Source organism: Clavibacter michiganensis subsp. tessellarius (assembly GCF_021922985.1).
GTDB classification, from domain to species: Bacteria; Actinomycetota; Actinomycetes; order Actinomycetales; family Microbacteriaceae; genus Clavibacter; species Clavibacter tessellarius.
In genome coordinates, this window is the sequence record NZ_CP040788.1 from 1018574 (window position 1) to 1040102 (window position 21529).

Sequence of the window (21529 nt, forward strand, 5' to 3'; positions counted from 1 at the left end):
ACGGCGGAGGGGCGCAGCGGCTGATCCCGCCCCTGCGCCCCTCCTCGTCGTCACCCGCCGTCCGCGACGGACCGGCGACGACGCGTCAGCCCTCGGCGGACCTCGCCGCGACCCGGCTGCGCGCCTCGCTCCAGTCCACGGGCAGGAGCTCGGCGGACTCCCGCCAGAACACGAACACGCTCGAGGCCATGCTCACCCTCTGCCGGCGGGCCGCCCCGCTGTGCGGCGAGGTCCGCGCGTACTCCTGGATGGCCTCCTCGGACTCCCACGCGGACAGGGTCCAGAACGTCCGCCGGAGCGGCAGCGCCTCGAGCGCGACGCCGACGCACCCCGGAGCGCGCCGCGACTGCCGCCAGGAGGCGATGGAGTCGGCGAAGAACCCGGGCACCGCGCGGAGACCCGTGAGCTCGAACCTCGACGCCATCACCACGACCTCGCCCGTCGCCGATCCCGCGGCCGGGCCGGCCGACCATCTGAGCTGCACCATGCTGTTCCTCCTAGAGGGATCGGCCCGCGGTCGCGGGCTCGGGGGACGGGACGGAAGCGGACGCGGATGCGCGGGGGCCGGCGTCCGCAGCCGTCGCGCGGCGCGGCAGGCCGATCATGGCGACCGCGCCGGCGGCCGTGATGGCCGCGCAGGTCAGGAGCGCCGGCCGCATGCCGTCGACGAACGGCTGGCCGGGCAGGTAGTCGCCGCTGCCGACGAAGATCGCCGTCGCCAGGGCGATGCCCACGGCCATGCCGAGCTGCCGCAGCGTGCTGTTCACGCTCGAGGCGATGCCCTGCTCGGACTCGACGCGGCCGGTGAGGACGGCGCTGGCGAGGGGCGCGAACGTCAGGCCCATGCCGATGCCCGCGGCCACCATCGGCAGCACGACGTCCGCGTACTCCGTCCGCGCCTCGATCCGCAGGGCGATCACGAGGATGGCGGCGGCCTGGAGGGCGAGCCCCGTGATGAGCACGGGCTTCACGCCGAGGCGCTGCACGATGAAGCCGCTGAGGGGCGCCACGACCATCGGCGCGAGCGTCCAGGGGGCGGCGCGCAGTCCGGCCTCGAGGGCCCCGTACCCCATCGACACCTGCAGGAACTGGCTGAGGAGGAAGATCGCGCCGAACACGCCCGCGCTGAACAGGAGGCCGCCGAAGTTCGCCAGCGCGAAGGCGCGCTCGCGGAAGAACCGGAGCGGCAGGAACGCGTGCGGGCTGCGGTGCTCGTGGAGGATGAAGGCCGCGAGCCCGACGGCCGAGAGGGCGAAGGCCGCGAGGATGCGCCAGTCCGTCCAGCCGCGGCGCTCGCCCTCGACGACCGCCCAGATCAGCGGCAGCGTCACGACGATGCCGAGGACCGAGCCGAGCACGTCGAACCGGAGCTTCCGCCCCGTGGACTCCCGCAGCGCCACGAGCACGAGCGCCACCGTCACGACGCCGATCGGCACGTTGAGCCAGAAGATGCCCGGCCAGGTGAAGCCCTCGACGACCGCGCCGCCGATGATGGGACCCGCCGCGATCCCGAGGCCGTTCACGCCGCCCCAGACGCCGATGGCGATGGGCCGGGCCTTCGCCGTGGTCGACGCGGAGACGAGCGCGAGCGACAGGGGGACGATGCCGGCGGCGCCCAGCCCCTGGACGGCCCGTGCCGCGATCAGCATCTCGGAGCTGGAGGCGAGCGCGGCGGCGATCGACGCGGCGGTGAAGAGCACGACGCCGCCGAGGAACACGCGGCGGCGCCCGATCAGGTCCCCGAGCGCGGCGACGGGGAGCATCAGCGCCGTGAAGACGATGCTGTAGGCGTTCACGAACCACTGGAGCTGCTCGACGGAGGCGTCGAGGTCCACCTTGATGATGGGCAGGGCGAAGGTCATGACGAGGCTGTCGAGGGCCGCCATGAACATCGGCAGGGACGCGGCGACGACGGCGAGGACGGCTCCGTGCGGCGGACGTTCGGGGGATTCGCGGGACACGTGCTTCCAATCCGTAGGGGTCGGTATCGCGTCGATAGTAGCACTGTCTACGTGTCGCTGGACAGTGTCAAGCGACATTCGCCGGGACGTCATCATGCGTGCACGCGCACCGCCCTCGCCCGGCCGTGGGCGCGGGCGCGGGGACGCGGGCCCGGGGATGCGATGCGGATGCGAACGCGAACGCGCCCCCGACGGCGTCGCGCCCCACGGGCCGGAGGGCACGACGGAGGCGGTCCGACCAGGACGGCACGGCGCCGGGTCACCGGGGCCCTCGGGCCCTCAGCCGGTCAGGACGCCGCGAGCTCGAAGGCGTCGACCATCGAGTCGGCCAGCCGCTCGATGTCGCCGTCCGTCGCCATCCGCTGCAGCGCGCCGTCGCGGATCAGCGCTACGAGCCCGTGCGCGAAGGCCCAGCTCACGAGCGCCAGGACGGGCGCCCGCATCTCCTCCGGCTCGTCGCCGGCGGACGTCGCGGCGGCGGAGAGGAAGCTGATGCTCTGGGCCTGCGCCGCCCGGAGGTCCGGGTCGTCCGGGTGCAGCTGGTCGGGCCGGAACATCAGCTCGAACAGCGCGGGGTTGTCGAGGCCGAAGCGCAGGTAGACGCGGCCGAGGACGCCGAGCCGGGAGCCCGAGGCCGCCTCGGCCTTCGCCAGCTCCTCGGACAGCTCGATGAAGCCCTGCGCCGCGATGGCCGTCAGGAGCCCCGCGCGGTCGCCGAAGAAGTACTGGGGCGCCGCGTGCGTGACCTTGGCGCGCCGCGCGATGCTCCGGACGCTGATGCCGGAGACGCCGCGCTCCACCAGCTCGTCGCGGGCCGCGGCCACCAGGCGACTCCGGGCATCGGGTCGCCGGTCGTCGGAGGTGGACATCGCCTGACCTTCCCATGTGCACCCGGTGATGTCAATCGAGCGGATCCGGTGTGACGCGCGGCCGATCGCGCGCCGCCGCGTCAGCCGGCCAGGGCCGCGCGCGCGACGTCGACGAGCTCCGCCGGCTCGATCGGGTCGACGCTGGCCGCGAGCTCGTCGAGCGCGAACCAGCGGTGGGCGTGGATGTCGTCGAACTCGTCGGGCATCCAGTTGTCCGACACCGGCGTGAACGCGTCCGCGCGCACGAGGTAGAAGGTCGAGTGGCCGACGTCGAGGCCGCCGTCGATGCGCGGACGCGCGTAGTCGTGCTCCCACACCGGCTCGCCGACGGACTCCACGCGGAGCCCGGTCTCCTCGAAGAGCTCCCGGCGCGCCGCGACCGCCGGCGTCTCGCCCGGGTCGATGCCGCCGCCGGGCGTCAGCCAGCGCGGCGGCAGGTCGACGACCACGGAGTAGTTCGTGAGGAACAGCAGCAGCCGGTCGCGCTCGTCCACCAGCAGGATCCGCGCGGTGTCGCGGACGTGCCGCACGACCCCGTCGGCGGTCATCGGCCGTCGCCGACCGGCAGGTGCCGCGCCCACCACTCGAGGATCGCCTCGAAGCGCTGCACGCGGTGCCGCGGCCGCCCGGACCGGCTCAGCTCGTGGTCCTCGCCCGGGAAGACGAGCATCTCGGTCTCGACGCCGGCGCGCACGAGCGCCAGGTGGTACCGCTCGGCCTGCGACAGCGGGCAGCGGAGGTCGTCCTCCGAGTGGACGACGAACGTGGGCGTCCGCACCTGGTGGGCGAACGCCTGCGGGCTCTGCGCGCGACGCGTCCCCTCGTCGTGGCCCGTGTACTCCTCGCCGAAGAACGTGCCGATGTCGGAGGTGCCGGTGAAGAGCTCCGGGTCGAGGAAGCCGCGCTCGACGATCGCGCCCTGGAAGCGGTGCTCGTGCGCGATGGTCCACGCGGTGAGGTAGCCGCCGTACGAGCCGCCCATGATGCCGGCGCGCGATCCGTCGATGGAGTCGTGCACGGCGACGGCGCCGTCGAGGAAGTCGAGCACGTCGTGCATGTCGACCGTGCCCATGCGCTCCTTGATGACGCGGCCGTGCTCCTGGCCGTATCCGGCCGCGCCGCGCGGGTTGCAGAGCAGCACCGCGTACCCCGCGTCGGCGTACACCTGCGCCTCGTCGAAGAGGTGCACCCCGTAGGCGGCGTAGGGCCCGCCGTGGATCACGAGGAGCACCGGATGCGGCCCCTCCCCCTCCGGCAGCACGACCCAGCCGTGCACCGGGTACCCGTCCCGGCCCTCGACGACGAGCTCGTGCAGCGGCCGGATCCCGCGCTCGCGGAGGGACGCGGAGAAGTCGGTGAGCGGGACGAGGGCGGAGCCCGCCTCGGGGGCGCGGTCGTCGCGCACGAGCGCGAGGTCGCCGTGGGTGCGCGGGTCGGTCAGGGAGACCACGATCGCCCCTCCCCCGACGCCAACCCCGGTGACCTCCACCTGGTCGTCGACGAGGGCCTCGACCGCGCCGTCCGCGGTGACGCGCAGCAGCTGCACGGTGCCGCGCGAGGCGTTGAGGACGAGCACGGCGTCGCGGTCGAGCACGGTGATGTCGCTGCGGCCGAGGTCGACCGTCTCCGCGTCGGTGAGGACGCGCGGGGCGGCGTCGGCCGCGTCGAGCACGTACAGGGAGGTGTTGCGGGCGACGAAGTCGACGCCGCTCTCCCCCAGCTCCTGGGCGAGCAGGTAGACGCGCCCGCCGTCCACGGCGACCGCCTCGCCGACGCCGAGCCCGGCCTCGTGCGAGACGACCGTGCGCACCTCGGGGACGCCGGAGGGCGTCTCGCCTGGTGCGGGGACCCGCACGGCGTAGGCGCCCGCGAGCAGGTCGTCGTCGCGGCCCGCGTGCCGCGAGGCCACGAAGAGGACCTCGGTGCCGTCGGCCGAGAAGCGCGGGGAGCCGTGGTCCACGGGCTCGTCGGTGAGCCGGATGACCGGCGGCACCCCGGCGCGCTCGGCGGCGGACGGCGAGGCGTCCGCGCCCTGGCCGCGCAGGGCCGGATCCGCGGCGTCCGGGTACCCCGAGGGCGCCGCCGCCGCGAACGGCTCGGCCTCGAGGTCCGGGACCTCCACGAGGTGCAGCTGCACGTGCCGGTCGGTCGACCAGCCGAGGCCGTTGGCGAGGTACTTGGTGGTCGTGATGCGCCGGGCCGGCTCGGCGGCGGCGGGGACGCCCTCGACGCTGCCGTACCGGCCGGGCTCGGCGACCCGCGCCGCGTACACGATGCGCGTGCCGTCCGGCGACCAGTCGTACGTGCCGACCCCGAGCAGCTCGTCCGTGACGGCGACGGGCTCGCCCCCGGAGGCGCGGACCACGTGCAGCTGCGGCGGCCCCTTCGGCTCCGCGCGCAGGAACGCCAGCACGGCGCCGTCCGGCGAGAGGCGCGGGGCCGTGTCGCGGAAGCCGCGCGTGATGCGGCGGGGCGGCGCGGATCCGTCCGTCGCCACCTCCCACAGCTGTCCGGTGTACGCGTCGGCGTGCACCCGCGGCCGCGTCACGGACGCGACGGCACGGCGGCCGTCGGGCGAGACGGCGGGGCGGGAGACGGACAGGAGGAGGTCGAGATCCGTGGTCTTCATCGCCCCGAGCCTAGCCCGGGCCGGTCAGCCGCGGCCGGCCGGGCCGACGCCGCCGGGCGTCACTCGGGGCGGAAGCTGCTCGTGTCGCCCACGAGGCGCAGGTGGTCCGCCGGGATGGGGTCGACGACCGCGCGCGCGACCTCGGCCGCGAACTGCGAGACGTTGTAGAGGCCGCCCGAGGCCTCCTTGCGCTCCTGGATCGCCTCGGGGTTCATGCGGCTGAGGAGCGTGGCCGTGATGGTGCCCTCGATCATGTCGCCCGAGACGACGACGAAGCCGATGTCGCGGGCGTCGAGCTCGGGGATGAGCTCGCGGAGGGCGTCCTCCCCCGCGCGCTTGCTGCGGGCGACGGCCTCGTACTCGGGCATCGTCTCGGTGGTGCGGATGAAGTGGGCCTGGTGGCTGGTGACGAACACCACGCGGCCCCCGTCGGACAGCAGCGGGAGGGCGCTCCGGAGCACGTTCAGCTGCGCGTCGCGGTTGAGGGTCATGGCGTAGTCCTCGGCCATGCCGCTCTCCATGCCGCCGGACGCGTTGAGCACGAGCACGTCGAGCCCGCCGAGCTCGGTGCGGATGGTGTCCATCAGCGCGTCCACGGACGCCGGGTCCGTGAGGTCGGCCCCGACCGCGACGGCCTTCGTGCCGCCCTCCGCGAGCTTCGCGACGAGCTTCTCGGCGCGCGCGGCCTTGTTGCGGTAGTTGACGACCACGTCCGCGCCGGCGCCGGCGAGGTAGGCCACGGTGTCGGCGCCGATGCCGCGGGACGAGCCGGTGACCAGGGCGCGGCGACCGCGCAGCTCGTCGGGGGCGAACGGGCGGATCTCGTCGACGGTGCTCACAGGGGTCTCCTCCTCGGGGGTGCGCACCCGCGGGCGCGCGACGGGTCTTCCGGCTGCTGCCGGGACTCCGACGGGCGGGCTGGGCACCACGCCGACGGCGCCTGAGAGCCTACCAACGGCCCCGCGCGCCCGGGTCGAGGTCGCGCCCGGGTCTAGGTTCGGAGCAGGCCACGAGGGGGAGGCACGGACCATGGCGCACCGCCCCGACGACGCTCCCGACGACGCGCGCCCCGTCCGCTACCTCGACGACGCGCTCCCCCGCGTGCTCGCCCACCGCGGCGGGATCCGGCAGGGCACCGTCGAGAACACCCTGGGCGCCTTCCGCGCCGCGTGGGACGCCGGGGTCACGCACCTCGAGACGGACGCGCGCGCCACCGCCGACGGCGCGTGCGTGCTCTGGCACGACGCCGACCTGCGTCGGCTGACGGGCGACCGGCGCCGCGTCGAGGACATGACCCTCGCCGAGCTGCGCGCGATCGACCTCGGGTCGGGCGCCCGCGTGACGACCCTGGCGGAGCTGCTCCGCGCGCTGCCGTCCGCGCGCGTCAACGTCGACGTGAAGGGCCGGTCGGCGCCCGCGGCGGTGGCGCGCGAGGTGCGCGACGCCGATGCCGTGGGGCGCGTGCTGGTGACCTCGTTCTCGGGGTCGCGGCGCCGACGCGCGGTCGCGCTCCTCCCGGGGGTCGCGACGTCGGCCGACGCCGGCCGCCTCGTCGTCGCGGTGCTCGGTGCGCGGATCGGGCTCGCCCCCGTCGTCCGCACGGCCCTCGGCCGCGTCGACGCCGTGCAGATGCCGCGTCGTGTCCTGGGGATCCGCACCACGTCCCCCGTGATGGTCCGCCGACTGTCCCGCGCGGTCCGCGAGGTGCACGTGTGGACGATCGACGACCCGGCGGAGGTGATCCGCCTGGTCAGCGCGGGGGTCCACGGCATCGTCACCGACCGGCCCGAGCTCGCCATCGCCGAACTCCGAACCCACGACTGGGATTCGCCTGGGAACCGGCTGCCCTGAGAAAGGATCCTCACAGCCGCGCGGTTTACAACGGGGAGTGCATCGCGAGAGGAGACCACCATGGCAGATCGCAGCTTGCGCGGGATGCGGCTCGGTTCCACGAGCCTGCAGAGCGAGGAGGGCGTGAGCTTCTCCCCCCGGCAGAGGAAGACCTATCGCACGGCCGACGGCACCACGTTCGAGGTCGTGTTCTCGGCGGACGCCGAGGTCCCCGAGGTGTGGGAGTCGCCGAAGAGCGGCCAGGAGGGACGCCTCCTCGACGCCGAGGGCGCGCCCGTCGCCCACGACGAGGTCGAGGCGAAGATCCCCCGGAGCCACTGGGACATGCTGCTCGAGCGCCGCACGCGCGCCGAGCTCGAGGAGCTCCTCGAGGAGCGCCTCGCCGTCCTCCGCGCACGGCGCGGACAGCATCGCATCGGCGCCTGACCCCGCCTCCGATCGCGACGCGTCACGAGAGCCCCCGGCTGCGGCCGGGGGCTCTCGTGCGTCCGGGGGGGCCCGCGCCGCCGCCCGGGTCAGCGGGCCGCGCGCCGCCCGCGGCGGCCGAGCGCCAGCCCGGCCACCGCGAGGGCCCCGAGGCCGAGGCCCGACACGAACCACTCGATGTCGCGGCCGACGAGGATCGCGGGCGTCACGACGTCCGCGGTCGGCACGTCCACCACCATCGACCCGGCGGTGAACCAGGGCAGGCGGTCGAGGTCGCGGCCGTCCGGTCCGACGATCGCGCTCGTCCCGACGGTGGAGATGTTGACGACGCTGCGGCCGGTCTCGAGCGCGCGCATGCGCGCGATGGCCAGCTGCTGGACGCTCTCGTCGGTCCGGCCGAAGTCGGCGTTGTTGGACTGCGCGAGGATGAGGCCCGCGCCCTCGTGCACCATGTCGGTGGTCAGCTGGTCGTCGACGATGTCGAAGCAGATGGCGATGCCCGCGGTGACGCCGGCGACGTCCATGACCTGGTCGGTGGTGCCCGGCGTGTACTCCCGCTGGATGAGGCCGATGAGGTCGGGGGCGAACGGCTCCCAGAACGCGCGGTCGGGGACGTACTCGCCGAACGGGACCGGGTGCTTCTTGTCGTAGTGGTCGGTCGCCCGTCCCCCGGTCCACACGATCGACTCGTTGTAGAAGCGGCCGTCGCGCTCCGTGACGGTGCCCACGACGAGCGGCGCGCCGAGCCGCGCCACCACGCGGTCGAGCGCCGCGGCCGACCCCGCGTCCCGGAGCGGATCCGCGTCGGCCGCGTTCTCGGGCCAGACGACCATGTCCACGCCCGCGTCGGACGGGATCGCCTCCGTCGCCTGGAGGTGCGCGCGCAGGATGTCGCCGTAGCGCGCGCCGTCGAAGTAGCCGGCCTTCGCGTTCCCCTGCACGGCGGCGACCCGGGTGGTCCCCGTGGTCGCCACGGGGAAGGCGGGGACGACGAGCACCAGCGCGACCGCGATCCCCGCCACGAGCGCGCGGGCCGAGCGGCGCACGCGCTCCTCGGCCGCCAGCTCGAGCAGCAGGGCCACGAGGAGCACGAGCACGAAGGACAGGCCGGACAGGCCGAGCCAGGTGACGAGGTGCGCGAACGGGCTCTCGGACTGGGACAGCGCCACCCTCCCCCAGGCGAAGCCGCCGTACGGCCACACCGCGGAGATCGCCTCGCGTGCCGTCCAGAGGCCCGCGACGGCGACGGGCAGGAGGACGACCCGGCCGGCGACCGTGGGGAACGCCCGCGGGATCCAGCGGTACGCGGTCGCGATGACCGCCGCACCCGCCGCGACGAACAGGGACTCCAGGGCCGAGAGGGCGATCCACGGCACGGGGCCGAGGTACAGGGACGCCCACTCGATGTGCGTGAGGTAGAAGGCGAGGCCGGCCACGAGCCCGATCAGGGACGCCGGCCCGGCCCGCCGACCCCGCAGCGCGAGGAGCACGAGGGCGATGCCCGGGAAGACGAGGGGCCACAGCCCGCGGTCGGGGAACGCCGCGTCCAGGACGGGTCCGGACGCGGCGGCGGCGAGGAGCGCACCCCACAGCGGCAGCGGCGGACGGGTCGGCTCGACGGGCGCGAGCCCGGCCGACGGCGCGGGCAGGGGGCGCTCCCGCCGGGGCGCGCGGGCGAGCGCGGTCACACCGACGAGTACGCGACGATGCCGCGCCGGATGCTGTCGAGGGCCGTGCGCGCGTTGCGGGAGACGGGGCCGTCGGCGACGATCGACAGCTGGTCGAGGAGGTCGATGGTCTGCTTGGTCCAGCGGACGAAGTCGCCCGCGGCGAGGTCGGCCTCGTCGAGCACGGCGTCGAGGCTGCCGCCGCGCGCCCAGCGGTGCATGGGCGCGCACAGGCCGGTCGACAGCGGCTCGGTCGTCGGCAGGCGGCGCTCGCGCTCGACGTCGTCGAGCCGCGACCAGATCTCCTCGGTGCGCTCGAGCGCCGGCCGGAACGCGCCCCGCGGCAGGTTCCGGTCGTTGCGGTCGCCCTCGTCGCGACGCGGCTGGTAGACGAGCGACGCGGCCATGGCGGCGAGCCCGGCCGGATCGAGGTCCACCCACACCTGCGTGCGCAGGCACTCGGCGACCAGGAGGTCGCGGTCGCCGTAGATGCGCTTGAGCATGCGCCCGTTCGGGGTCGGCGCGACCTGCCCGTCGGCGGCGCGCTTGAGGTAGCCGAGGGAGAGGAGCAGCTCGGTGACCCGGTCGAAGACCTTCGCGACGGCGTTGGTGCGCGTGCGGATCTGCTGGCCGAGGGCATCCGTCTGCCGCTTGAGGCGCCACCAGCGCTCCGCCCAGCGCGCGTGCGACTCGCGGTCCTTGCACGCGTGGCAGGGGTGCGCCTTCATGCGGCGGCGGAGGTCGGCGAGCTGGCGCTGGCGCTTGTCGCGTTCGCCGTGCTGGCCGGGCTGCTGCGTGTCGGCGCGCACCGCGGTGGCGCGCTCGAGGTCGCTGAGCTCGCGGCGGAGGCCCGAGTACTCGCGGAAGTCGCCGAGGTGGCAGGCCATCGCCTTCTCGTAGCCAGCGAGCGACTCCTCCTGCGTGCGGACCTTGCGCGCCAGGTCGACGACGGCGCGGTCGGCCTGGAACTGGGCGAAGGACGACTCGAGCACCTCGCGCGTGCGCTCGCGGCCGAACTGGTCGATGAGGTTGACGGCCATGTTGTACGTGGGTCGGAAGCTGGAGTTGAGCGGGTAGGTGCGGCGGGAGGCGAGGGAGGCGACGGCCTGCGGGTCGAGACCGTCCTTCCACTGGATGACCGCGTGGCCCTCGACGTCGATGCCGCGACGCCCGGCGCGCCCCGTGAGCTGCGTGTACTCCCCCGGCGTGAGCGGCACGCGCGCCTCGCCGTTGAACTTCTCCAGCTGCTCGAGCACGACCGTGCGCGCGGGCATGTTGATCCCGAGGGCGAGCGTCTCCGTCGCGAAGACGGCCTTCACGAGCTTGCGCTGGAACAGCTCCTCGACGACCTCCTTGAAGGCCGGGAGCATGCCGGCGTGGTGGGCCGCGACGCCGCGCTCGAGACCCTCGAGCCACTCCCAGTAGCCGAGGACGGCGAGGTCCTCGTCGCGGAGCGTGCGGCAGCGCTCCTCCACGACGGCGCGGATCTCGTCGCGCTCGTCCGCATGCGTGAGCCGGACGCCCGCCCGGAGCACCTGCTTGACCGCGGCGTCGCAGCCGGCGCGGCTGAAGATGAAGAAGATGGCGGGCAGGAGGTTCCGCTCCTCGAGGAGGGCGACCACCTCGGGCCGGTCCATGCGCCCGCGCTCCCAGGGGCCCGGAGCGCGCCGACCGGCGCCGCCCGCTCCCCCGCGGCCGCGGGCCTGGCCCTGCCCGCCGCGCACGCGGGCGGACTCGCGGCCGCCGCCGTGCGTCATCCGGACGAGCTCCGGGTTCACCCGGTGCGTGGCCGCGAGGCCCGAGGAGTCGAAGAGGTCGACCATCCGGTGGCGCACGATGACGTGCTGCTCGAGCGGCACGGGTCGGTCCTCGGAGACGATGACGTCCGTCTCGCCGCGGACGGCCTGCAGCCAGTCGCCGAACTCCTCCGCGTTGGAGACGGTGGCGCTCAGCGAGATCATGCGCACGCTCTGCGGCAGGTGGATGATGACCTCCTCCCACACGGCCCCGCGGAAGCGGTCGGCGAGGTAGTGCACCTCGTCCATGATCACGAAGGCGAGGTCGCGGAGGAGGTCGGAGTCCGCGTAGAGCATGTTGCGCAGCACCTCGGTCGTCATGACGACGATGCGCGCGCGGCTGTTCACGTTCGTGTCGCCGGTGAGGAGCCCCACCTCGTCGGGCCCGTACTCGGCGACGAGCTCGGCGTACTTCTGGTTGCTGAGCGCCTTCATCGGCGCCGTGTAGAAGATCTTGGCGCTCGGCCGCTGCATCGCCAGGTACACCGCGAACTCGGCGACCACGGTCTTGCCCGCCCCGGTGGGCGCGGCGACGAGGACGCTGCGCCCGTTCTCGAGGGACGCGGCGGCGGCGCGCTGGAACGGGTCGAGGTCGAAGCGCAGCCCGCTGGCGAACTGCTCCAGGAGCGGGAGGCCGCGGCGGCTCCGGGAGGCGGCGTAGCGTTCGGCGGGCGAGAGCTGGTCTGTCACGATTCTGCCAGTCTAGGCGTCGGATCCGGGCATCGGCCGGGCGCGGACGCGACGACGCCCGCCCCTTCCGGGACGGGCGTCGGGCGGTGCGGGACGCGATCGCCTCAGGGCAGCAGGTCGTCCGCGAGCGACGCGGCGCGGCGCGCGCGGCGCCGGTCGTTGAGCAGGGAGATGCCGGCGGCGATCAGGTACAGGATCGTCATCGGCACCGCGAGCAGGAACATCGACATGACGTCCGCGGCGGGCGTCGCGATGGCGCAGAACAGGATGATCAGCAGGATGGCGATGCGCCACGACTTGATGATCGCCTTGCCGGTGAGGATGCCCATGAAGTTGAACAGCACGAGGAACACCGGCAGGACGAACGCGATGCCCACCGCGAACACGAGCTTCAGGACGAAGTCGAAGTACTCGCGCGCCGTGATGAACGACGAGTCCCCCGATCCGGCGAACTGCGTGAGCAGCGCGACGATGTGCGGCAGCACGAACCAGCCGGCCGCGCAGCCGCCGAGGAACAGCGGCACCGCGGAGAAGAAGAACCCGAAGGTGTAGCGGCGCTCGGTCTTGGTGAGGCCGGGGACGAGGAACGCGAACACCTGGTAGAGCCACACGGGGCTCGAGATGATCAGGCCCACGTAGAGCGCGATCTGCAGCCGCAGGTCGAACGCGGACGTGATCGTGGGGAAGTTGAGGCTCGCGTTCCGCCCCTGCTCCGCGTTGATCTGCTCGATGGGCGCGCGCAGCGCCTCGAGCACGAACGACGACAGGAACCATCCCACCACCATCGCCAGGATGATGGCGACGCCCGCGATGAACAGGCGCTTCTTCAGCTCCAGCAGGTGCTGGACGAGGGACATGCGCCCCTCGGCGTCCCGCTTCTTGGCGCGGGGCCGCTCGGTGGTGCTCACGGATCAGGCGCGGGGGCGGGAGTCCCCGTCACGCGGGGAGTCGTAGCGCGGGGCGTCGTAGCGGGGCTCGTCGACGCGGGCGTCCGCGGGACGCACGTAGTCGCGGGGAGCTGCGTCACGAGGAGCGTCGCGGTCGTCCGAGCGGTAGCGCTCCTCGTCCCGGCGGCGGTTCTCGTCGCGGGTGTCGTCGCGACGGTCGGATCCGCTCTCCTCCTTCATGGTCTTCACCTCGCCCTTGAAGATGCGCATCGACTGGCCCACGCTCTTCGCCAGCGCCGGCAGCTTGGTGGAGCCGAAGAGCAGGACGATGACGACGAGGATGATCACGAGGTGCCATCCGGTGAGGTTTCCGAGCATGTGGTTCACGTTCCTTCAGGTCGGGAGGGGCCGGACAGTCGTTGTCGGATCCGCGACGAGTCTAACGTCGCGACCCCGGCGACGGCAGGGTGCCGGCGAGCGGTTCACGCGGAGTTCGCCTCGGGCGCCTACCGGTGTTCGCGGAGGGCTCCGAGGTGACAGGTGTTCGGAGCGGACCCCCGTCATGGTGGGTGGCGTCCCCTCAGCCCTCCGCGTCGTAGGCCGCGGCGGCGCGCTCGGCCCAGTCGGCGACGGCCGCCCGCGCCTCCGGCGGCCCGGTGACCACGACGACGCCGGCCATGCCCGAGACGAGCCGGACCAGGCCCTGGTAGTGCGCCACGCGCACCGTGATGCCCACGCGGCCCGGGCTGCCGGGGATCGGCACGGGCCGCTCGTCGCCCACGAAGTCGCCGAGGAGCGGCAGCGCGGACTCCGCCACCTCGAGCGTCACACGGAGGTCGTCGGGGCTCGGCTCGAACAGCGTGTCGCCGAGGACCACGTCCTGGGGGCGGTGCTCCGGCGGCAGATCCGTGACGAGCAGCTCGTCGAGGCGGTCGAGGCGGAAGGTGCGGACGGCGCCGCGCGCCAGATCCCAGCCACGCAGGTACCAGTCCTGGTCGACCGACTCGAGGCGCAGCGGATCCACCACCCGGCGCTCCGTGCCGCCCCGGGGGCTGCGGTAGTCGAACTCGACGCGGCGCTCGTCGGCGATCGCGCGGCGGAGGTCCTCGCGCGTGCGGTCCCCCGCTCCCGCGGCGACGGCCACCTGGCTGGGGCTCGCCGAGGAGCCGCGCGCCAGCTTCGCCATGAGCTGTCCGACGAGGTCGAGGTCGCTCGCGTCGGCCTGGGAGGACACGTACTGGAGCCCCGCGATGAGGGCCGCCGCCTCGCGCGCGGAGAACCGCGGCGAGTCGTCGAGGGCCACCATGTGGGTGATCACGATCTGGTCGTTGTCCTCGAAGTCGTCCCAGGCGATGTCGAACAGGTCGCCGTGCTGGTACGAGGACGTGGATCCGGGCACGCCGGAGACCGCGATGAGGCGCACGGCCTGGCGGATCTGCTCGGCCGGCACCCGGAAGTGCGCGGCCGCCTGGGCGACGCCGACCCGGCCGTGGTCGGTGAGGTAGGGCACGAGGGCGAGCAGGAAGGCGAGCTTGTCCTGCGCCTGGAGCGGTGCGGCGCGGTCGGTCACGATGCGTCCCCCCGGTGGGCGGCGGCGGTCTCGGCGAGGCGGGCGCGCACGGCGTCGCGCAGCCGGGGCGGCGCGACGACGCGCGCCTCGGGGCCGAAGCCGGCCACCTCATCGGCGAACAGGTTGGTGTCGGAGTAGTGCACGCGCAGGCGCCCGTCGCCGAGGTCCTCGGTGTCGCGACGGCGGCGGAGGCGGATCTCGGCGTCGGACCCGGGGGCGACCGCCACCTCGCCGACGCCGTTCGCCCAGACCCGGTCGAGGTCGGCGAGGGCGCGCTCGGCGTGGTCCTCCCCCTCGGGGGTGAACGCGCGGCTCGTCACGCGCACGCGGTCGACGATGCGGGAGAGCAGGAAGGTGCGCGGGCCGTCGGCGTCCTGGTCGACGCCGTGCAGGTGCCAGCGTCCCTGGTGCTGCACGAGCGCGAGCGGCGCGACGGTGCGGGTCCGGGCGGTGCGCTCGCCGGGCTTGAGGTAGCCGAACGTGACGAGCACGTGCCGCTCCAGCGCGACGCTGAGCGGCCCGAACGCCGCCTCGCGGGTGCGGAGCCGCGGCGCGTAGCCGATGACCGGGTCGTCGGACTCGACGCCGAGCGAGCGCAGCTTGATGAGCGCGCGGCGCGACTCCCCCGACAGCGACCCCTCGCGCCACACCATGGCCGCGAGGTTGAGCAGCGTCGTCTCCTCCGGCGTGAACGACAGGTCGGCGGGCAGCTCGTAGGCGCCCCGCGGGATCCGGTAGCGGAGCAGCTGGTTGTTGCCCTCCTGGCCCGGGGACTCGACCGTCTCGAGCGGCACGCCGAGGTCGCGGATGTCGTCCTTGTCGCGCTCGAACTGGCGCTCCAGGTTCGCGTTGTCGCCGCCGGCCCGGTACCGCTGCCGGTATCCCTGGACGCTCGAGAGGACCTCGTTCTTGGTCAGGCCCTGCTCGGTGGCGAGCAGCGCCAGCACCAGGCTGAACAGCCGCTCCTCGACCGGCACGGCGGGGCGGGGGGATGACTCGGGCACTCGGATGTCCTCACGGTGGTGCAGCCCCCGGCCGGTGGCGATGCGCTTACTTGCTCGGCTTGCTCGTCCCGAGGATATCCACCACGTAGACGAGCGTGGAACCCGCGGGGACCTTGGCGGACGCCTGGTCGCCGAATCCGTCGGCGGGCGGGACCACCGCGATGACCTGGTCGCCCACGTGCTTGCCCACGAGGGCCTTGGCGAGCCCCGGGGTGACGACCACCGCGGAGGGCGCCGCCGACGCGCCGCCCGTGCTCGCCGTGGCGGGCACCTGGAGCGGGCCGCCGGCGGCCCAGCTGGATCCGAAGACGGCCTGCTTCTCGGCCGACGCGCTCGTGCCCCAGACGACGCCCGTGTACTGCATCGTGACGACGTCGCCCCCGGCCACCTCGTCGCCGTCGCCCGCGCGCAGCAGCGCGTCGCGGTACTCGGTGGGCGGCGTGCTCGGCGGGATCGTGACGCCCGGGACGCCGTCGTCGGTCGTGACGACCGAGGGGAAGCCGGCCTGCGCGGGACGCGGGTCGCCGGTGGCGCGCTCCGGGAAGGAGGACGTGATGTCGACGACGAGGACGAGGCCGTCCGTCGCCGCGAGCCCGCGGGAGGAGAGGTCCTGGCCCGGGAAGACGGCGGAGACGGGCACGGTGACGGCGAGGCGCGAGCCGACCGGCATGCAGGTCATGGCGTCCTCGAGGTACGGGAGCCCCTCGTGCAGCGACGCCGTGGTGAACACGTCCGACCCGGTGGTGCGGGAGTTCGGGGCGACGCGGGCGTAGTCCGCGAGCGTCTCGCCCGTCTTCCCGTCGACGATGGAGGCCGCCGCGGTGATGCCCTGGTGCGGCTGCACCCGCGCGCCGTCGCCCTCGACGAGGACGGACACCTCGGTGCCCGAGGGCTTGAGCGGGGTCGGGAACGTGACGGACGCCGGCGCGCTGCCGACGTCGCCCGTGGCGGTGACCGTGCTCGACGAGGTGCCGGGCTGCCCGAGGGGCGTGCAGTCGGCCGCGGAACCGGATCCGGAGCCCGAGGGGCTGCAGGCGGCGAGCGACAGGACGATCCCTGCGCAGACGGTGAGCGCGGCGGAACGGCGCACGTGACTCCTCTTTCGATGGTGGGGGCGGCCGGCACGCACCCGCGTGATCGGCCCTGTCATCCTAGGCGGTGGGGTCGGCGGGCTCCGGCGCATCGCCCGGGACCTCGGGAGCGGCGGCGCCGTCCGCCTCGGCCGCGTCGCGCGCGCCGGCCAGCTCGGCCCCGTGCTCCGCGATGCGGACGCGCTTGCGCAGGACCTTGTCGCTGACGCGCCGCTCGCCGAGCGATCCGGGGGTCCAGGCCTCCATGTCCTCGTCGCTGAAGTCGGACTTCGAGGCGCGGCGCTTGAGCTGCGGGAGGACGGATCCGGGCGCGAGGCGCCGGGCGGTGATGAGGAAGCCGGTGTGCCCGATCATCCGGTGCTCGGGGCGGACCGCGAGGCCCTCGACGTGCCAGCCGCGGATCATCGTCTCGCTCGCGTCGGGGTTCGTGAACAGGCCCGTGTCGCGCAGCGCCTCGGCGACGCGCGACAGCTGCGTGACCGTGGCCACGTAGCAGAGCAGCACGCCGCCGGGCGTGAGGGCCTCGGCGACCGCGACGACGCACTCCCACGGGGCGAGCATGTCGAGGACGACGCGGTCGACGGAGTGCGGCTCGGTGACGGTCGGCAGCGCCTCGGCGAGGTCGCCGAGCGTGATCGACCAGTTCTCCGGGCTGTGCCCGAAGTAGCTCGAGACGTTGCCGCGGGCGACGTCGGCGAACTCCTCGCGGCGCTCGAAGGAGAGCAGCGTGCCGGTGGGGCCGAGGGCGCGCAGCAGCCACATGGAGAGCGCGCCGGATCCGACGCCCGCCTCCACGACCGTGGCGCCCGGGAACACGTCGGCGAGGCCGAGGATCTGGGCGGCGTCCTTGGGGTAGATGATCGCGGCGCCGCGGGGCATCGACATGACGACGTCCGACAGGAGCGGCCGGAGCGCGAGGCACTCGACCCCCGCGCTGTTCGTGACGACGCTGCCGTCGGGGAGGCCGATGAGGTCGTCGTGGTCGATCATGCCCCGGTGGGTGTGGAACACCTTGCCGGGCTCGAGCAGGATCGTGTTGAGGCGGCCCTTGGGGCCGGTGAGCTGCACGCGGTCGCCCGCGCGGAAGGGGCCGCTGAAGCGCGCGGCCGCGGTGTCGACGGTCATGCGCGCACCTCGTCGCGGGTCGGGGCGACGGCATGGCGCGCGTCGTGGGCGGCCTCGACGTCGGCGAGCGTGCGGCCGGCGAGCGTGTCCCAGAGGACGTAGGCGTCGTCGGCGGGCAGGGGGACGTGGTGCGGGACGGCGATCACGGTGGCGCCGGCGGCCACGGCGGAGGCGACCCCGGGGACCGAGTCCTCGATGGCGACGCAGTCGCGGATGTCGACGCCGAGCAGGTCGGCGGCGGCGAGGTACGCCTCGGGGTGCGGCTTGCTGCGGGCGACGTCGTCGCCGGCGACCACGTGGTCGAACGCGTCGAAGGGCACGGCGTCGGCGACCTGGCGGGCCATGCGGCCGATGCTCATGGTGACGAGCGCGGTGGGGACGCCGGCCTCGCGGATGGCGCGCAGGAGCTCGCGCGCGCCGGGGCGCCACGGCACCTCGACGAGGATCTGCTCCATCACGCGGTCGCTGAGGCGGTCGATGATCTCGCCCACGGGCAGGTCGACGCCGGCCTCCTGGAGGATGCGCGCGGAGTCGGGCAGTCCGTTGCCGACGAGGCGGAGCCCGTCCTCGTGCGTCCACGTGCCGCCGAACGAGCCGACCAGCGCCTCCTCCGCCACCATCCAGTAGGGCTCGGTGTCCACGATGGTGCCGTCCATGTCCCAGAGGACGGCCGCGGGTCTGTTGCTGATCACGGGGAGCGAGTCTATCGGGGGGCCGCCGCGTCCTAGGATCGTACGACGACCGCCGGCCGGGCGGACGGGGACGGGAGTCACGTGGCGGATGCCGAGAGGTTCGTGAGCGGACGGCTGCTGGTCGTCGCCTTCGAGGGCTGGAACGACGCGGGCGAGGCGGCCAGCGGGGCGGTCCGGGCGCTCAAGGAGCTGCTCGACCTCGAGGCGGTGTCGTCCGTGGATCCCGAGGACTACTTCGACTTCCAGTTCAACCGCCCCACCATCGGCTTCGCCGAGGACGGCACCCGCGAGCTCGAGTGGCCGGGCGCCACGCTCTACGGCCCGAAGGACCCCCGACGACCCGCCCAGGACCTCGCCGCCGACGCGCAGCTCGGCGTGAGCGGCGACAACGGCGGCAGCATCCACCTCCTCCTCGGCGTCGAGCCGTCGCGGCACTGGACGGCGTTCACCGCCGAGGTGCTCGACGCCGCCCGGGCCGCCGGGGTGGAGGGCGTCGTGCTGCTCGGCGCGCTGCTCGCCGACGTGCCGCACACGCGGCCGATCACGGTCTTCTCCACGAGCGAGAACGCGGACGTCCGCGCCGAGCTCGGCATCGAGCGGAGCACGTACGAGGGCCCCGTCGGGATCCTCAGCATCATCGCCCAGCGCGCCGAGGAGATGGGCATGCCCACGGTCTCGCTCTGGGCGTCGGTCCCCCACTACGTGCACAGCGCGCCGTCGCCGAAGGCCACGCTCGCGCTCATCGACAAGCTCGAGGAGATGGTCGACGTGGTGATCCCGCGCGGCGAGCTCATCGAGGAGGCCGCCACGTGGGAGGCCGGGATCGACCAGCTGGCGGGCGAGGACGAGGACATGGCGTCCTACATCCAGCAGCTCGAGCAGGCGCGCGACACGGTCGACTCCCCCGAGGCGAGCGGCGAGGCCATCGCGCAGGAGTTCGAGAAGTACCTCCGCCGGGGCGACGGGCCGCGCGGACGCGGCGACGACCGGCCGGACGAGCCGTGGCGCCCCCGCGAGCCGAAGGACCCGAAGGAGCCGTAGGAGCCGTAGGCCCCGGAGGCCGGGACCGGCGGCTCCTCCCGCGCGGCGCCGCGCGGGCACGGGCCGTCGCGGAGGTCAGGCCGCCGGGCTCCCCAGCCGCACGCCGAGGAGCGCGTCGACGGCCTCGACCTCGACGGGCGCGGCGGGCACGCCCGTGGCCACGCGGAGGTCGACCAGCAGCAGCGCGCCGGGGGTGTCCAGGTCGTCGGCCAGGCGCTCGCGGACGAGGTGCACCAGCTCGCCGGGCTCCCCGGGCTCCCCAGCTACGACGTCGGCGTCGGCGTCGGCGTCGGCCGACGGCGTCGCGTCGGCGGCCCAGGCGTCCCACGCGGCGAGCCGGGCGACGGACTCCTCCAGGAGCGCGTCCGTCCACTCCCAGTCGGCGCGGTAGTGCTGCGCGAGGAGCGCGAGGCGGATGGCGCGCGGATCCACGCCCGCGGCCCGCAGGCGCGACACGAGCACGAGGTTGCCGAGCGACTTGCTCATCTTCTCGCCCTGGTAGGCGACCATGCCGGAGTGCGCGTAGACGCACGCGAAGTCCTCGCCGGTGAGGGCGGAGGCATGGCCGGCGGACATCTCGTGGTGCGGGAAGATCAGGTCGCTGCCACCGCCCTGAACGGTGACCGGGCGGTCGAGCTTCCGCAGGGCGATGACCGCGCACTCGATGTGCCAGCCGGGCCGGCCGCGGCCGACGACGCTGTCCCACGCGGGCTCGCCCGCGCGCTCGGCGCGCCACAGCAGCGGATCCAGCGGGTCGCGCTTGCCGGGGCGGTCCGGGTCGCCGCCACGCTCGGCGGAGAGCACAGCCATGGTGTCGCGGTCGTAGCCGCTCTCGTCGCCGAGGGCCCACGGGCCGTCCTCGCCCGCGCGGGCGACGTCGAAGTAGAGGTCCCGGGCACCGGGCTCGGCGGCGTCCGGCGTCGCGACCGGGTACGCCGTGCCGCGGCGCACGAGCTCGGCGACCGCGGCCGCCACCTCGTCGACGACCTCCGTGACGCCGACGTAGGAGTCGGGCGGCAGGATCCGCAGCGCCTCCATGTCGGTGCGGAAGAGCTCGACCTGCTCGGCGGCGAGGTCGCGCCAGTCGACGCCCGTGGCCGTGGCGCGCTCCAACAGCGGGTCGTCGACGTCGGTCACGTTCTGCACGTAGGCGACGTCGTAGCCGCGGTCGAGCCACACGCGCTGCAGCGTGTCGAACGCGAGGTACGTGGACGCGTGGCCGAGGTGCGTGGCGTCGTAGGGGGTGATGCCGCAGACGTAGAGGCCCACGCGGCCGTCGCCCACGCACTCGGCGGGGCGCACGGATCCGGTGCTCGTGTCGTGCAGGTGCGGGACGGGCGGCTCCCCCGGGACGGCGGGGACGGCGGGGCGTGACCAGGCGCGCACGGGATCAGGCCGCGATCGCGCCCGTGCCCAGCAGCACGAGCAGCACGACGCCGAGGGCGACGCGGTAGACGACGAAGGGCATGAACGTGCGCGTGGAGATGTAGCGCATGAGGCCGGCGATGACCGCGAGGCCGACGACGAAGGCGATGAGCGTCGCGACCGCGGTCTGCCCGGCGCCCGCCTGCCCGGTCTCGTCGAAGCTCTTCACGAGCTCGTAGAGGCCGCTGCCGAACACCGCCGGCACCGCGAGGAGGAACGAGTACTCCGCCGCGACCGGGCGGGCGTAGCCGAACGCGCGCGCCGCCGTCGTGGTCGCGCCCGAGCGCGAGACGCCGGGCACGAGGGCGAGCGCCTGGGCGATGCCGATGCTCACGCCGTGCCCGTAGGTCATGTCCTTCTCCCCGCGATCGCTGCGGCTGTACCGGTCGGCGAGGCCGAGCAGGATGCCGAACACGATGAGCACGATCGCGACGATCCAGAGGGAGCGGAAGGTGCTGCGGATCGTGTCCTGGAAGAGGTAGCCCGCGATGCCGATGGGGATGGTGCCGATGATGACGAGCCAGCCCATGCGCACGTCCGGGTCGCCCTTCGGCATGCCGCCGCGGAGCGAGCGGGACCAAGCCGACAGGACCTTGCCGATGCGCTTGCGGAAGAACACCACGACCGCGAGCTCCGTGCCGAGCTGCGTGATGGCGGTGAACGTGGCGCCCGGGTCGCCGCCCATGAAGAGCCCGGCGATGCGGAGGTGCGCGCTCGAGGAGATGGGCAGGAACTCGGTCAGGCCCTGGACGAGGCCCAGGATGATCGCCTCGAGATAGCTCAAACGGGTGCTCCAAGTGTCGGG

20 protein-coding genes are annotated in these 21529 nt (G+C 74.1%); 3 read left to right on the top strand and 17 right to left on the bottom strand.

Annotated elements, in window-relative coordinates; all coding sequences use genetic code 11:
* Positions 1-85: 85 nt before the first annotated feature.
* From FGG90_RS04615 to FGG90_RS04640, 6 genes are all read right to left on the bottom strand, one after another.
* Positions 86-487, bottom strand: coding sequence for a hypothetical protein (locus FGG90_RS04615; protein ID WP_094129899.1), 402 nt, complete (start codon positions 485-487; stop codon positions 86-88).
* Positions 488-497: 10 nt separating this feature from the next.
* Positions 498-1961: a DHA2 family efflux MFS transporter permease subunit gene (locus FGG90_RS04620; protein WP_094129896.1), complete on the bottom strand. Its 1464-nt coding sequence runs from the start codon at positions 1959-1961 to the stop codon at positions 498-500.
* Between the two features lie 287 nt (positions 1962-2248).
* Positions 2249-2830 (bottom strand): TetR/AcrR family transcriptional regulator, encoded by a 582-nt coding sequence (locus FGG90_RS04625; protein ID WP_094129893.1) that lies wholly within the window; start codon positions 2828-2830, stop codon positions 2249-2251.
* 80 nt (positions 2831-2910) lie between these two features.
* The gene (locus tag FGG90_RS04630) at positions 2911-3378 is read right to left on the bottom strand and encodes an NUDIX hydrolase (RefSeq protein ID WP_094129890.1); all 468 of its coding nucleotides are present in this window, start codon (positions 3376-3378) and stop codon (positions 2911-2913) included.
* Positions 3375-5459: a S9 family peptidase gene (locus FGG90_RS04635; RefSeq protein ID WP_094129887.1), complete on the bottom strand. Its 2085-nt coding sequence runs from the start codon at positions 5457-5459 to the stop codon at positions 3375-3377. Before FGG90_RS04635 ends, FGG90_RS04630 begins: the two co-directional genes overlap by 4 nt.
* A 59-nt stretch (positions 5460-5518) precedes the next feature.
* Positions 5519-6298: an SDR family oxidoreductase gene (locus FGG90_RS04640; RefSeq protein WP_094129884.1), complete on the bottom strand. Its 780-nt coding sequence runs from the start codon at positions 6296-6298 to the stop codon at positions 5519-5521.
* Positions 6299-6488: 190 nt separating this feature from the next.
* On the opposite strand from FGG90_RS04640, the gene FGG90_RS04645 reads away from it, so the two are divergent.
* Together FGG90_RS04645 and FGG90_RS04650 are read left to right on the top strand one after the other, a co-directional pair.
* Positions 6489-7310: a glycerophosphodiester phosphodiesterase family protein gene (locus tag FGG90_RS04645; RefSeq protein ID WP_094129881.1), complete on the top strand. Its 822-nt coding sequence runs from the start codon at positions 6489-6491 to the stop codon at positions 7308-7310.
* Positions 7311-7370: 60 nt separating this feature from the next.
* Positions 7371-7736 (top strand): RNA polymerase-binding protein RbpA, encoded by a 366-nt coding sequence (locus FGG90_RS04650; protein WP_086517510.1) that lies wholly within the window; start codon positions 7371-7373, stop codon positions 7734-7736.
* Between the two features lie 89 nt (positions 7737-7825).
* Here the strand turns inward: FGG90_RS04650 and lnt are convergent, their stop codons facing one another.
* The 9 genes from lnt to FGG90_RS04695 all read right to left on the bottom strand — a co-directional run bounded on the left by lnt (position 7826) and on the right by FGG90_RS04695 (position 18258).
* Positions 7826-9424: an apolipoprotein N-acyltransferase gene (gene lnt / locus FGG90_RS04655; protein ID WP_210433065.1), complete on the bottom strand. Its 1599-nt coding sequence runs from the start codon at positions 9422-9424 to the stop codon at positions 7826-7828.
* Positions 9421-11889, bottom strand: a complete 2469-nt coding sequence (locus FGG90_RS04660) for a DEAD/DEAH box helicase (protein WP_094129878.1) — start codon at positions 11887-11889, stop codon at positions 9421-9423. The genes lnt and FGG90_RS04660 overlap by 4 nt, the downstream gene beginning before the upstream one ends.
* A 104-nt stretch (positions 11890-11993) precedes the next feature.
* Positions 11994-12746, bottom strand: coding sequence for a twin-arginine translocase subunit TatC (gene tatC / locus FGG90_RS04665; protein WP_094131496.1), 753 nt, complete (start codon positions 12744-12746; stop codon positions 11994-11996).
* Between the two features lie 54 nt (positions 12747-12800).
* Positions 12801-13154 (bottom strand): Sec-independent protein translocase subunit TatA, encoded by a 354-nt coding sequence (gene tatA, locus FGG90_RS04670; protein ID WP_210433105.1) that lies wholly within the window; start codon positions 13152-13154, stop codon positions 12801-12803.
* Positions 13155-13356: 202 nt separating this feature from the next.
* Positions 13357-14346: a helix-turn-helix transcriptional regulator gene (locus FGG90_RS04675; RefSeq protein ID WP_094129875.1), complete on the bottom strand. Its 990-nt coding sequence runs from the start codon at positions 14344-14346 to the stop codon at positions 13357-13359.
* Entirely contained in the window at positions 14343-15350 is a 1008-nt protein-coding gene (locus FGG90_RS04680; RefSeq protein ID WP_094129872.1) for a helix-turn-helix transcriptional regulator, read from the bottom strand. Before FGG90_RS04680 ends, FGG90_RS04675 begins: the two co-directional genes overlap by 4 nt.
* 46 nt (positions 15351-15396) lie before the next feature.
* Positions 15397-16440: an FKBP-type peptidyl-prolyl cis-trans isomerase gene (locus FGG90_RS04685; RefSeq protein ID WP_094129869.1), complete on the bottom strand. Its 1044-nt coding sequence runs from the start codon at positions 16438-16440 to the stop codon at positions 15397-15399.
* 61 nt (positions 16441-16501) lie between these two features.
* The gene (locus FGG90_RS04690) at positions 16502-17566 is read right to left on the bottom strand and encodes a tRNA (adenine-N1)-methyltransferase (protein WP_094129866.1); all 1065 of its coding nucleotides are present in this window, start codon (positions 17564-17566) and stop codon (positions 16502-16504) included.
* Entirely contained in the window at positions 17563-18258 is a 696-nt protein-coding gene (locus tag FGG90_RS04695; RefSeq protein ID WP_094129863.1) for an HAD family hydrolase, read from the bottom strand. The genes FGG90_RS04690 and FGG90_RS04695 overlap by 4 nt, the downstream gene beginning before the upstream one ends.
* Before the next feature lie 81 nt (positions 18259-18339).
* Between FGG90_RS04695 and FGG90_RS04700 the strand changes: the two genes are divergently transcribed.
* Entirely contained in the window at positions 18340-19299 is a 960-nt protein-coding gene (locus FGG90_RS04700) for a PAC2 family protein (RefSeq protein ID WP_094129861.1), read from the top strand.
* Between the two features lie 75 nt (positions 19300-19374).
* Here FGG90_RS04700 and mshC read toward each other — a convergent pair whose 3' ends face one another.
* Together mshC and FGG90_RS04710 are read right to left on the bottom strand one after the other, a co-directional pair.
* Positions 19375-20685 carry a cysteine--1-D-myo-inosityl 2-amino-2-deoxy-alpha-D-glucopyranoside ligase gene (gene mshC, locus FGG90_RS04705; protein ID WP_094129858.1) on the bottom strand — a complete coding sequence of 437 codons (1311 nt, stop codon included), beginning with the start codon at positions 20683-20685 and terminating at the stop codon, positions 19375-19377.
* A gap of 4 nt (positions 20686-20689) precedes the next feature.
* Positions 20690-21508 carry an undecaprenyl-diphosphate phosphatase gene (locus FGG90_RS04710; protein ID WP_094129855.1) on the bottom strand — a complete coding sequence of 273 codons (819 nt, stop codon included), beginning with the start codon at positions 21506-21508 and terminating at the stop codon, positions 20690-20692.
* Positions 21509-21529 lie beyond the last annotated feature (21 nt).